Annotated in this window: 11 protein-coding genes; 4 read left to right on the top strand and 7 right to left on the bottom strand. The window is 48.4% G+C overall.

From position 1 onward, the window contains the following. Window positions 1-210: 210 nt before the first annotated feature. Window positions 211-1,080, bottom strand: a complete 870-nt coding sequence (gene gluQRS, locus XMD530_RS02115) for a tRNA glutamyl-Q(34) synthetase GluQRS (protein WP_173480255.1) — start codon at window positions 1,078-1,080, stop codon at window positions 211-213. A gap of 49 nt (window positions 1,081-1,129) precedes the next feature. Continuing rightward, entirely contained in the window at window positions 1,130-1,561 is a 432-nt protein-coding gene (dksA, locus tag XMD530_RS02110; protein WP_173480256.1) for an RNA polymerase-binding protein DksA, read from the bottom strand. Window positions 1,562-1,732: 171 nt separating this feature from the next. On the opposite strand from dksA, the gene XMD530_RS02105 reads away from it, so the two are divergent. Beyond that, window positions 1,733-2,905, top strand: coding sequence for an aminotransferase class I/II-fold pyridoxal phosphate-dependent enzyme (locus XMD530_RS02105; RefSeq protein ID WP_173480257.1), 1,173 nt, complete (start codon window positions 1,733-1,735; stop codon window positions 2,903-2,905). On the opposite strand, the gene XMD530_RS02100 is transcribed toward XMD530_RS02105, so the two are convergent. Beyond that, window positions 2,902-3,216, bottom strand: coding sequence for a Rieske 2Fe-2S domain-containing protein (locus tag XMD530_RS02100; RefSeq protein WP_173480258.1), 315 nt, complete (start codon window positions 3,214-3,216; stop codon window positions 2,902-2,904). The genes XMD530_RS02105 and XMD530_RS02100 overlap by 4 nt on opposite strands. A 52-nt stretch (window positions 3,217-3,268) precedes the next feature. Between XMD530_RS02100 and XMD530_RS02095 the strand changes: the two genes are divergently transcribed. Next, on the top strand, window positions 3,269-3,895 hold the full coding sequence (locus tag XMD530_RS02095) for a hypothetical protein (RefSeq protein ID WP_173480259.1): 627 nt from the start codon (window positions 3,269-3,271) through the stop codon (window positions 3,893-3,895). Here the strand turns inward: XMD530_RS02095 and XMD530_RS02090 are convergent. Continuing rightward, entirely contained in the window at window positions 3,859-5,403 is a 1,545-nt protein-coding gene (locus XMD530_RS02090) for a bifunctional aminoglycoside phosphotransferase/ATP-binding protein (protein WP_173506659.1), read from the bottom strand. The genes XMD530_RS02095 and XMD530_RS02090 overlap by 37 nt on opposite strands. 80 nt (window positions 5,404-5,483) lie before the next feature. Between XMD530_RS02090 and mrcB the strand changes: the two genes are divergently transcribed. Together mrcB and XMD530_RS02080 are read left to right on the top strand one after the other, a co-directional pair. Then, window positions 5,484-7,820: a penicillin-binding protein 1B gene (gene mrcB / locus XMD530_RS02085; RefSeq protein ID WP_173506658.1), complete on the top strand. Its 2,337-nt coding sequence runs from the start codon at window positions 5,484-5,486 to the stop codon at window positions 7,818-7,820. A 62-nt stretch (window positions 7,821-7,882) separates the two neighbouring features. Then, a complete protein-coding gene (locus tag XMD530_RS02080) occupies window positions 7,883-8,470 on the top strand; it encodes a type IV pilus biogenesis/stability protein PilW (protein WP_173483797.1) in 588 nt (195 codons plus the stop codon). 42 nt (window positions 8,471-8,512) lie between these two features. Here the strand turns inward: XMD530_RS02080 and XMD530_RS02075 are convergent, their stop codons facing one another. The 3 genes from XMD530_RS02075 to XMD530_RS02065 form a co-directional block, all read right to left on the bottom strand. Further along, a complete protein-coding gene (locus XMD530_RS02075) occupies window positions 8,513-8,827 on the bottom strand; it encodes a type II toxin-antitoxin system RelE/ParE family toxin (protein WP_173483798.1) in 315 nt (104 codons plus the stop codon). Beyond that, on the bottom strand, window positions 8,815-9,072 hold the full coding sequence (locus XMD530_RS02070; RefSeq protein ID WP_173506657.1) for a type II toxin-antitoxin system Phd/YefM family antitoxin: 258 nt from the start codon (window positions 9,070-9,072) through the stop codon (window positions 8,815-8,817). The genes XMD530_RS02075 and XMD530_RS02070 overlap by 13 nt, the downstream gene beginning before the upstream one ends. A 117-nt stretch (window positions 9,073-9,189) precedes the next feature. Continuing rightward, a complete protein-coding gene (locus XMD530_RS02065) occupies window positions 9,190-12,936 on the bottom strand; it encodes a calcium-binding protein (protein WP_173506656.1) in 3,747 nt (1,248 codons plus the stop codon). Window positions 12,937-13,039: the final 103 nt, after the last annotated feature.

Genomic DNA, 13,039 nt, shown 5'->3' with positions numbered 1-13,039 from the left:
CGGTGACAGTCCTCACGATCGAGTAATGCTCCATTTTTATTTTTATTCGGAGCAGGTATTTCGTCGGCACCTTTTGCTCTTGTTATTTTTATTTGAGCTAAGTATTGCGCCGTCCTTTCTTGTTGTTGTGGAGCAACTATAGGTAATCCATTAGCTCTATTCAACTCTAAAGTGAAAAAAATTTAACACTTCATACCAAAGTCTAAATAACTAGCTGTTTTTAATAACTTTTGGAACTTTTTGTATATCCCAAACGTCTAGTGCGAACTGAATAAAAGTCTCTACATCGCTCGGTATATCGCACTTTTCATCAATCTGCCCAAGCCTAACCATCGCCTTTTTAAGTTGTTTAATGATTTCCAATGGTTCTGTTGGCAAGGCGCACGCAAAGGTCTGTTTCGATAGTTTTTGTCCATCAGCGGCTAACACCAACGGCAAATGAGCATATTTCAGCAGAGGGTAGTCCTGTGTGAGCTGCAGTGCTCGCTGTTTATGCGTTTCATCAAGCAGATCTGACCCTCTAACAATGTCAGTCACTCCCTGTTCATAGTCATCCAGTACGACGGCAAGCTGATAAGCAACAATGCCATCACGACGGTAGAGAATGAAATCACCAACCCCTTCTGAAGGAGTCGGCTGAGAGCCTTGAAGGAGGTCATCAAACCCTGAACATTGCTCCACTTTAAATCGGACTGCGGTTGGCTCTTTATTGGCAGGGTGCAGCAAACAGTACCGATCGTAATGCGGTAAGGCGTGCCGACTCTTTAAGTCCGTTCGGCTACAACCACAGCGATATGCCTGCCCTTGAGCGATGAGCGACTGAAAGAGATCAGTGTAGCGATCGATTCGGTCAGTTTGACGCATGACCGTTTTATCCCAATGGAGACCGTAGGCTTCTAGCGCTTCAAGAATCGCCTTTTCATGCGCCTGCTGACAGCGTGGTTGATCAAGATCCTCTATTCGGACTAGCCAAAGTCCATGATGCTTTTTAGCTTCTAGGTAACTGGCCAGCGCGGTTAGCAGTGAGCCTTCGTGAAGAGGGCCTGTTGGAGAGGGGGCGAATCGACCAATGTAGTTCATTGTATGAATATAAAGGACATAAAAAAGCGCGGTACAAACCGCGCTTCTATTATTTGCCTGTCTGCTTTTCTTTTATCTCTGCAAGCGTCTTGCAGTCGATACAGAGAGTTGCCGTTGGTCGAGCTTCGAGTCGGCGAATACCGATCTCTACACCGCAGGCTTCACAATAGCCGAAATCGTCTTCATCGATTGACTCGAGTGCTTTATCGATCTTGCGAATCAGCTTGCGCTCACGATCTCGTGTGCGAAGTTCAAGGCTGAACTCCTCTTCCTGGCTGGCACGATCGGCAGGGTCAGCAAAGTTGCTAGCCTCTTCCTTAAGGTGGTTGATGGTCATATCGACCTCTTCCATCAGTTCGCGCTTCCACTCTTTAAGAATAAGTCGGAAGTGATCCTTCTGCGCATCGTTCATGTACTCTTCTGAGTCTTTGATGTCGTATGGCGCAATGTGAGTAAAAGATTCAGTATTACTGCTTGGCATAGTGTCTGCCTCGTACCCTGTGATTGTATTATTGCTCTCGATTATTGGGTAATACGTTGGATCGAGAGAGTCCGTTTTTTAGTAAGTCAGCGAAGTTACCAGAACAGTATAAAGATGGCTAGTCTCTGTTGGTGTAACAAGTATACTGTGTCGATTCGATCGGGAGGTGATATGTCTAAGAGTTGGAGTCAGCGTTCGCAGTTAATTGAATCCTTTAAAGTGATGGATCTGCTTAAACACGCTCATGCGTTAGCCGATCAGGGGCGCTCTATCATCCATTTAGGGGCGGGCGAACCCGATTTTGGTGCGGCACCCCAGGTGATCGAGGAGGCAAAACGTCTGCTGGACACTACCCCTATGACCTACACACCGGCAGCAGGTATTTCGGCTCTTCGTGAAAAAATTGCAGCCTTTCACCAACAGCGTTACGGGCAGAAGATCGCCGCAGACAATGTGTTAGTCACAGCAGGTGCTTCAGCTGCACTGCAATTGACCTTTGCCCTGTTAGCCAATCGTGATCAAAAGATATTGATGGCCGATCCAGGCTACCCCTGTAATCGTCAATTTTTGCGCATAGTGGAGGCCCAAGCGGTCTCTATTCCCGTGGATCATGAACAGAACTACCAATTAACCGCTGAATTGGTTGAGCAGCATTGGGATGAACAGACTGCAGGCGTTCTTATTGCCTCGCCAGCTAACCCAACCGGAGCGGTCATCGATCCACAAGAGCTTGCCAATATTGCAGCAACGGTCTCTCGTTTAGGTGGCACCTTGGTTGTTGATGAGATCTACCACGGCCTAACCTACGGTGCAGAGACTCCCAGTGCCTTTAGCATCGATACAAACTGCATCGTGATCAACTCGTTTTCAAAATATTTCGGCATGACGGGCTGGCGCTTGGGTTGGTTGGTAGCGGATGCATCAGCGGTGGCTGAAATGGAGAAGATGGCACAAAATCTCTACATTTCTCCCACGACCTTGTCTCAGTATGCTGCGCTCAGAGCATTCGAACCTGATGCGATTGAACTGTTCGAGTTGCGAAGAGAGGAGTTGCAGCAGCGACGTGATCGCCTGTTAGAAGGGCTCAAGCGAATTGGTTTTAAAGTCCCTAGAACGCCAGCGGGTGCTTTTTATATCTATGCCGATGCTTCAGACTTGTGTGATGACAGCTTTAGTTGGTGCTGGGAGTTACTAGAGAGGGCGGGCGTGGTCGCGACGCCTGGTGCCGATTTTGGTGAGTATCAGGCGCACAAATTTGTTCGCTTCGCTTACACCACCTCTTTGGCCAATATCGATGAGGCGCTTAACCGAATTGAACAGTTTGTCAGCGACACTAGAGGTTAAATCGTTAACCTAATATTCCCGTCGATGATTTCAAAGGGGATCGCCTCTAACCGTTCACCTGGGCAGGGGCCCGCAATGCATTCACCCTCGTTTATCGTGAAAAGTGCGCCATGCGTGGCGCATTGGATGAACTGCTTTTCGACATCCAAGAAAGTGTCTGGTTGCCACTCTAGGCGAATTCCGCGATGGGGGCAGCTGTTTTTAAAAATTGAGAGTTGGTCGCCCTGTTTTACAACAAAAAGGGATAGGCCCTCCCGTTCAAAACCACGGCTTTCACCGTCGACTAAATCCGATACACTGCACAGAATCATGGGTTTCACCTAAAATTTTTTCAAATTTTAATGCTTTATAGAGAGAAACGGTATGCCTGATCATCCCTTTGAACGTCACAGAGTCAGTGTCATCTTGCAGGCCTACGACGTGGATCTGTTTAGCCATTTTCCTGAGTTAAGTCAGGCTCTCTCAAAGTTTAATCTTGATCCTGATATGAATGTTTCGTCTCTGCTTCTGCAGGCCGGTCACTCTTCGGGTGCTGGTGAAGCCTTATTCGAATCGCGCAGTGAAAGGGTAAAAACTCAGTTGTTACTCGAATCAATATTGCAGCGCCCCTTTAAAACGCTCTCGAGAGGCGAGAGACAGCGTGTGCAGCTGGCCTGTGATTTGGTGAGTCGCCCCAATGAGCCCAGCCTAATGTTAATTGAAGAGCCTTGCACTGCAATGGATGCCGAGTTTAAACGTCGGGCAGGGGAGCTACTTAGATCGTTTAAAGAGGAGGGCTATGCGGTTGTAGTGACCCTGCAAGAGGCGAGTTTAGCTTCACGAATGGGGGATTACTTTTACTTACTTGGCACCCAAGACTCTGTTGTCGAGGGTGACCACTCTGTTCTAACGGTCGCTCACTTAAGGCAACTGTTCGAGGTGGAAGTCGAGAGTGCAGAGCCCACTGAGGAGGGTTATCCGCAGTTTACCGTCTCTGGTAGCAGCTTCTGATCAATCAAGTATTGAATGATCTTAAGGTGCGCATTCTCTTCGCTGGTATCGATGTGAAGGGCGATCTTCTCTTCCTCTTCACTTAATGGCTCAGCGACGCGTTTTTGCGCTTGCATCACTTCAATAGTTGCATCTGTTGGGTCTTCACGCTCTTCAGATCGTTTAGCCAGGCGCGCCTCGATGACCTTTTCTGGGGGTTCACAAGCGATGATTCGTGCTGGGCAGCCCAGCTCTTCGGCCAGTTGCAGAAACTGTCGACGTGAACGTTGGCGAATGTATGCGGCATCCAGAATCAGAGTCTGGCCCGCTTCTAACAGAATGCCAGAGACGCGCTTCATCTCTAGGAAAGTGCGCATATTCATGTCTGCACCGTACATCTCAAGGCTTTCACCTTCGCGAGACGCTTTGCGATAGATCTTTTTACGCTCAGCACTTGATCGTACACGAACACCGGAGATCAGCTCGGCTAATTTGCTAGAGATATGTGATTTACCGGAGCCGCTAATCCCCTGCATCATCACCAACATCGGTAGTGGCGCAGCCGCGTATTCGGCGGTCAGTTTAAGGTAGTGTTGGAACTCAGCAAGATTGGGTTTCTCGCCCAACATGGCGACTTTCGCTCGTACCATCGCGCGGTGCGCTTTGTAGTAGGGCAGTAGAATTAACCCTTCGTAATCGCCGGTGATCTCCATATAGCGGTTAAGACAACGGTTCGCCCAACGAGGGTGGCCGTTAGCCTCTAGGTCCATCAACAGGAAGCCAAGGTCCGACATCTTATCGATCCAACGGAACTCTAGGTTGAACTCAATGCAGTCAAACACGAGGAGTGAATCACCATCTAAGGTGATGTTGCCCAGGTGAAGATCACCGTGACACTCACGAATCGAGCCATCGAGCTTGCGACGACGCATTAAGGGTTCAAGCAGTTGGTAACGATCTTTAATGTGCTGCCAAAGACGGTCGAGCTCTTTGGCATCCTCTTCGGGAATAAGCGAACGATCGATGTCCCTGTAGTTATCTTCGGAAATGGCGGCAATGCTATCGGGTTCACCCCATGGACTTCCGGGGGCAACAATGGGTGCGCGCTGATGGAAGTCAGCAATTTTATCAGCCAGTTTATCGATCCAGTTGGGGTCGAATTTGTAGACGTTTAGTAGCTCGGAGAGCAGTAGCCCTGAAGCAAACTCACGCATTTTGACGGCGTATTCGATCGGCTCACCTGTCGCTCCAATCACTGGATCGGTCTCAGTACCGCCGATAGCCACAACTTCTAGATAGGTATTTTCAGAAAGACGTTGATTGAGGCGAAGTTCCTCCTCACAAAAGTACTTTCGCTTCTCAAGTGTAGTAAAATCTAAAAATCCAAAGTTGACCGGCTTTTTGATTTTGTAGACGAACTCGCCGGTTCTGATAAGCCACGCGATGTGCGTCTCAATCACTTCAAACTCGCTCACCTCATGCGGGTAGCAAGCTGGATTGAGTAGATTGTTTACCAGCGTGGATTCCATAGTTCGACTAAACTGCCCTTACTAAACATAAGCTGGCCTAACGAGATACGCGCCAGCGGGTCGAAGATTATACTGAGAAGATGACAAAAAAGAGACATCAATCTAAGCAAACCAAAGCAAAATCGAGCCGCAGTTGGGTTAAATCGCTGTTTTGGTTTCTTTTTAAACTGGGGTTAGTCGCTACCGTTGTTGCCGCGGTGGGTCTGGTCTACCTCGATGCGCAGGTGCGTGAAAAGTTTGAAGGCAAACGCTGGTCGCTGCCGGCTAAGGTCTATGCACGCCCATTAGAACTCTACCCAGGCCAACGCTTGGACTCTGCGGCTTTGCAACTTGAATTAAAAGCGCTGGGTTACAGCATTGGTAATCAGGTCAATCGACCTGGCACGGCGCGAGTCAGTGCCAATCGAGCCGACATCTATACCCGTGGCTTTGATTTTCCTGAGGGCGCTGAACGATCTAAGCGCGTCACTCTTAGCTTCCAGCAAGGGCAGATAGCTCGTTTGATGGATGCCAACAATCGCTCCATGACGCTGGCGCGTTTAGAGCCAGTGCTGATAGGGGGGATCTACCCCGGTGATAATGAAGATCGTGAACTGGTGCGTATTCAAGATGTTCCCAGTCTACTGCCCCAGGCCTTAGTTGCTGTTGAAGATCGGGCCTTTTACGATCATTTCGGTATCTCTTTGAAGGGCATTGCTCGAGCGATGTGGGTCAATCTTCGTGCGGGTCGATTTGTGCAGGGGGGGAGTACCCTCACTCAGCAGCTGATCAAGAACTTCTATTTAACCTCCGAGAGAACCCTCTCGCGTAAACTGCTTGAACTGCCGATGGCCGTTTTACTGGATCTACACTACGAGAAAGATGAAATTCTTGAGGCCTATCTTAATGAGGTTTATCTGGGACAGGACGGCGCGCGTGCGATCCACGGTTTTGGTCAAGGTAGCCTCTTCTACTTCGGCCGTCCCGCCGCTGAACTCGAGCTGCATCACATTGCGCTGCTAGCGGGTTTGGTTAAAGGGCCCTCGTACTATGATCCTCGGCGTCACCCAGAGAGAGCCCTAAAACGCCGTGATCTGGTACTGAAACTGCTGTTGGATCAAGCGATGATCAGCTCAAATCAGTACCAGCGTGCGATACAACAGCCGCTCGATGTCATTAAACGAGGCACCCGTTTAAAAGGGGCTTACCCAGCCTACCTGGATGTGGTGAAACGACAGCTTCGACAGGAGTATCGCGAAGAGGATTTGAATTCTGAGGGGATTCGTATTTTCACGGCACTGGATCCTTCAGTGCAGCAGCATGCGGCTTCGGCGTTAAGTGAACGCATCGCGTTGTTAGAAAAACAGTATGGCAAAAAAGCACAGCCTCTGCAGGGCGCAACGGTAGTCACCGATCCGCAAACCGGTGAGCTGTTGGCGGTCATTGGTGGACGTAATGCCCGATTTGCTGGGTTTAACCGGGCCTTAGATGCTCGCCGTCCGATTGGCTCCCTAGTTAAACCGGCGACCTTCTTGGCCGCGTTAGAGAAGGGGTACACACTCACGACTCTTATCGAAGACAGCGCCTTTCAGATGCAGCAGCCGGATGGGTCTGTCTGGTCACCTGAGAACTTTGACGGCAAAGAGAAGGGTATGGTGCCTCTATACGAAGCGATTTCACGCTCTTACAATCTCTCTTCTGCACGCCTAGGCTTGGATATAGGAGTCGATTCGGTCATCGATATGCTGAAGCGTCTAGGTGTTGATTCAGAGATCAAACCCTACCCATCACTGCTATTGGGAGCGCTTAACTTGGCCCCTATTGAAGTGGCACAGGTCTATCAAACGCTGGCCGCGAATGGGTTTAGAATGCCGCTTCGCGCCATTCGTCGAGTCACCGACGCTTATGGGCAAGAGCTCTCTCGCTACCCCTTTAAGCTCAATCAAGTCGTGGATCCTAAACAGGTTCACCTGATTCACTATGCTATGCAATCGGTGGCTCGTGAGGGTACGGCTAGATCCCTCTACAGAACGCTGCCCAGCAACTTAAATGTGGCGGGTAAAACAGGGACATCCGATCAGCAGAGAGATAGTTGGTTTGCTGGATTTACCGGCAGCCGTTTAGCCGTTGTTTGGGTGGGTAGGGATGACAATGCGACCTTACCCTTTACTGGGTCAGGTGGCGCATTAAAGGTGTGGACGGATCTGATGAAGAGAGAGCAGCCCGAACCCTATTTGGCCTTAAAACCGAGAGAGGTGGAGTATGTTTGGGTCGATGCAGCGCAAAATGTTCAAACTGATCAGCAGTGTGAGGGGGCTCGTTCAGTTCCCTATATTCAAGGAACAGAACCGGTTCAGCGAGTCAACTGTGGTGGCAAACGCAAACCTGGGGAGGCGATTAAATCGCCATTAGAGTGGTTCAAAGGTTGGTTTAATTAGATTTTCTGCAATCAACTGATTATTCTTAGTGCGTCTTAATCTTGAGAACGTCGAGCCGGTTCATGAATCTGTACCAATCTTTATCCATTACAGCTGTGCTGACCTTACTGGTCGGCTGTGCGGGCCCAAGCCCTTACCTCACTCCGGTAGAGGAACGTGATGTGTCGCCACGCAATGCAAAGGTTGCCCCGGGTGCGGTTGTTCCGGTGGAACCCCGCGGTGATGTAAGTGTTGCACCCATCTACGATGTACCGAACTTTGCACCGACTCAACCTTCACAACAGCAGCCCGCTCAAATTGCACCCTCTGAGCCGCTCGCGATTGATGAAAACTCTAACTCTGCAACGGTGTCACTCCTCGCCGAAGCAAAACAGGCCGCAGACAGAGGTGATCTGGCAGGTGCTGAATCCCAAGTTGAACGCGCACTGCGTATCTCACCGCGCGATCCACAGGTCTATTTACATTTAGCATCTATTAAACGTCGCCAATTGAATCTGATTCAGGCAGAGCAGGTTGCGCTAAGAGGTGTTGCCGTTGCAACGGGACTTCCCGATTATCAGCGCAAACTTTGGCGTGAACTGGCACTGATTCGCGAACAGGCCGGCGATGCGGCTGGCGCTGCCGCTGCAAGGGCAGAGGCTACTCGGTAAGTTGGTGCGGTCTTTCTGAGGCCGCGATTTTATTTGAAAGACTTATCGGTTATGAGTGTTAAGCCCTAGCATTAACCGTCTTAAATCGCGTTCTTGTCGTATCACCCTTATCACAAATACTTTTTCCTTCTCTATTCTGTAGACGATGCGTGAGGGTGGAGTGATCACTTCCCTGTAGTTTTGTAATGGAAGTTCAGGTAAGCGGCGACCTGATTCAGGATGTTGTTCCAGTCGCCTGACGCTAGACAGTACTCTCTGCACTAACTGCTTTGCTGCGGCTCTGTCACTAATAGCCACATACTCTGCTAATTCTGAAAGGTCATCGATCGCTTTTTCTGTCCAGATTAGCTTAGCCATTTATCCAACTTAGCTTCTACTTCAGCTTGAGTATGAACTTTGCCTTCTGCAAGGTCTTTTTCACCAAGCGCAATCGCTTCAAGCAAAGCCAATCGGTTTTGCATGTACTCGTAATCTTCTACGTCTACTAGGTAGGCCGAAGGCTGTCCATGTTCTGTAATCAAGATAGGCTCCTTGTTGACATGCAACTCACTAAGAATTTTAGTCGCGTGCCTTTTAAGGTTGGTTACTAACTCTGTTTTCATAGATAACCCCTAAGATTTAAGTGATACAATTGTATCACTTTATCTAAATAGAATTCACCTCAGAGGTAACTTGAGGGAGCAGACCTTTCGGTCTGACCCTCTTGTCTACGATCAATATCACTCACTATGCCAAGCGGTTGCTAAGGTGTTGTTGAGAGAGTTTCTATCTTCTAACGTCACCTCCTCTTCATCGAGCGCGTCAAACTGAGCAATCGCATGAATGATGGTGTTGATATCAGCCATGTTAGCCCAGCCATCCTCTGTTTCTATTCTCTCAATGGCTCCTTTATTTCCCGATTGTATAGTCACCTCGGTGCTGGAATTACGGTCTTTTATCAGTAGCGAATCATTAAGCATCTCCAACTGAAGACGCTCCCAATTGATGCCTTCCAATACAAGCGTATCACTCCCACTGCTATCCACTATTTGGTCAGATCCATCATCCGCTCGAATAATGTAAGTATCATCGCCTTTTCCGCCTTCCAGCAGGTCATCCCCTTTACCGCCGGTTAACTGGTCATCGCCATTGCCGCCCATAAGCCTGTCTTGGCCACTGCCCCCAAAGAGATGATCCGTGCCGTTGTCGCCTGATAGCTTATCGTTTCCGGATCCACCATAAAGTTGATCCGACTCGTTGCCGCCAAACAGGTGGTCCGAACCGCTACCGCCATGCAGACGATCTTCTCCCTGATCACCAAATAGTTCGTCATCGCCGGAATCGCCATAGATGAGATCGTTGTTCTGATCTCCGTGGATAAGATCATCGCCGCCACCGCCGGAGATAGTATCGTCGCCACCATGACCACTGATGACATCAGCAGAGGCTAAGCCTTGGATATGATCATCGCCGTTGCTGGTCGCAAGCGTCTGCTGGGCAATGTCCGATAGATTCATCTGTTCACCGTTACTGAACTCAATCAATTTGATGGTGTCGAGTGAGATAAGATCGCCATTAAAGAAGGATTTGACGGTAATTAGATCCCCCAGCTGCCCTGTTTCGATTAAGAGATCATCGTTGATCCGGCTGATATCAACTTGCTTTTTGCTAATAGTGGAATCAAACAACACCCTATCGATGGAGTCACGGTCGCGGTTGTTGATCACATCTTGACCGTGACCTCGGCTAAAGAGGTAGGTGTCTTTGCCTTTACCTCCTTGCAAAACGTCAGCCCCTTCACCACCTACTAACAGGTCACCTCCTTCACCTCCAGATAAGTGATCATCTCCACGGTTACCTATTAAATGGTCGTCACCACCGGCGCCCTCTAGGTATTCATTGGCATCGGCTCCCTGCAACCTATCATCCCCCTCAAGTCCATAGAGCCTATTGGAGTCGAGTGATTGGTAGAGGCTGTTAAGCTCAAAAATAGATAGTTGTGTTGAAACCCCCTCCGCATTCACTAGTTCAATTGTTTCAATCAGATTGGGTGTGATAATACCTTTGTCATAGACCTGTTTGATGGTGATCTGATCTCCCGTCAATTGACCGTTTTGGTCTGAGAATTGGATCAGTAGATCCTCTCCAGAAGTTCCAATGCGTCGAAGAGTTAGCTGATCAGATTGCTCTATTCCAACGATGCGAATTGTGTCTCTGCCGGAATGTTCAATGTAGGTGTCTTGCCCATCCCCTTGAGTAAATAGGTAAAGATCATCCCCGGAACCACCGTAAACTGTGTCATTACCTTGATTGCCTTGAAGTGTATCCGCCAGATCGGAACCGAATAAATAATCGTCGCTGTTGCCGCCTTTCGTCGAAAAGTGAGTGATCACTTCTGATAGATTAAGAGCTTTGCCATCATAAAAACGTAGGGTTTCAATGGTGCCCTCCTGAAGGCTGCCATCAAAGTCAAATACGTTTTCTAACCGAATAGCAGCGCCACTTTTTGCGCCATCTTCATTCAGCAGATGAATGTCGATGTGACTGATGCCTCGCTCAAATAGAAGGTTATCGGCCGAAATACCCTCGCCAAACAGAAGCACATCGTCCCCTTGGCTGTCATAGATTTGATCAGAGCCGTCTCCAATGCTGTAGTGGTAAATATCATTACCCACGCCGCCAAAAAGTCGGTCATCGCCTAAACCACCCGTAATGAGATCATCAGCATTTGAGCCCGTCAGGGTCTCAGAAGCATCTGTACCTGTAATCTGTGAATCAATAAGCCATGGGGCAAGAGTGGGGTGCTCTTTCAGATCATCTATTACAACGTCATAAGCCGGTGACAGGCTCGATAGCTGCTGCACTGTTTTGAAGAGTAAGTTGGCTTGTGACAGATCGTTTTGATCGATAAGGCTTTGCAGATGGGCTTCGAAATTCTCCGTATCTGGAGCAAATTGACCAGTGCTTGAATCAAATTTAACCCCAATCAAATCAAAAGCCTCAGCATAGTGGGTTTGGGCGTTGAGCTGCCCTTCGACATAGTCGCTAAATGCTTTGAATTGTGCGATCAGAACCGGTGCCGCGCGGCCATGTGGGTTTGGGTCATGTTCACCCCAGCACCAGGTGCCAACATAGTCTTTAGCCGTTAACTCTTCTAACGCCTCAAGCTGTCGAGCATCCATGACGTGCCCATAAATGCGGCTTGGGTCGCGACTGTAGGGGTCGACGTCGGCTACCCCCGTCCACTGGTAGATGATCTCATTAACCAACGCAGATCGTGCAGCAGGGTCGGACTCTTGAATGAACTGGTCAACCATCGATTTGAGCTCTGTATTGTGTGCCATTACCTGTTGTAGGTTGGCCACATAACCCCAGCCCTTAATATCAGGGTAGTTGATTAGGTCATCAGCTGTTTGAGTGGAATCCTGATAGATGGATTGCGTTTCATCAGTTTGAAACCAGACATCGACCAGCTCATTGGAAGGGCTATTTGTATTTGCAAACGAGCTCGTTTGAATGAAGTGGTTGCCTTGTTGTTGCTGTGAATCTTCAGAGTAGTCCAGGTTGATCGATGTGATTCCGAGCTCTTCTAGAGTTTTCAGTTCAAACTCTTGAGTTTGTCCATCTAAATTGAGGTCTTGCCAGACTTTAAGCGCTTGGAAATCTCGATCAAACTCATCGATCACCCCATCGGAATTAGAGTCGTACTCTTTTAGAGCCTCAAACCCATTGGCGGCCGTTTCTCCGATAGATAGCTCGGTGTTATTACCAAACAGCTCCGTTCCGTCATCGATTTTGCCATTATTATTCAGGTCGATGGCCAACACGCCATCATCAGGTGATACCCATCCAGTTTTTTCAGCAAAACCATCGCCAGCGTGGTCGAAATAGACACCTTGATCAATACCAATAGTTTCGACGCCGTCGCCGTCCAGATCTAAAACGAGCGGTGAGGTAATCGATTCTGCATTGGCGAAACTGGGTGCTTCAACATATTGATCATTCGCTGCAAACTCCCAATCATTCCAAGTGAGTTCAACATCAGGCTGATGCAAAATCATGTCAAAGATAGGATCAAGAGCCCCTTGTTCAGCTAAGTGCTCTCCTAAATCAGTAGCTAATGGGTAACTGGTTAAAATAGAACCCAAAAGACGCGTCTGTGGAGTAGGGATTGCATACAGTATTGAGCCAAGTGTAGATATATAGTCTGATAAATTTGCTGTTCCTTCTTTGTGTTTATCTAATGTATCCGCTATGGAAGATGCAAAAGTTAAGCTGGCGAAATGGTGTTGTATAACCTTAAGAAGGGTGGATTTGTTGTTGTCTGGAATTGTATCTATCGTTGCGCCGATAAGGGCTATACCAGCCGCAGCAGCTTGTAGCGGTGTACTGTCCTTGCTCTCAAAAATACCTATAGCATCATCAAAACTTTTAATTGATTTAGCTAGCTCAAAAACATCCAGTAGTTCCTCGCGAAGATTGCTCATAGTAAAAGTCCTTTTTTACTTTGTTTAGTTTTTTATAAATTGTGTACTACTAGAAATACCCAGGTAGCCACTAAGATTTGTAGTAAGAAGAAAAGAATTTTCC

Origin of the sequence: Marinobacterium sp. xm-d-530 (genome assembly GCF_013283365.1) — a bacterium.
GTDB lineage: Bacteria > Pseudomonadota > Gammaproteobacteria > Pseudomonadales > Balneatricaceae > Marinobacterium_E.
Note: the sequence above shows the minus strand (reverse complement) of the source record. Positions and strands in the feature narration are given on the sequence as shown.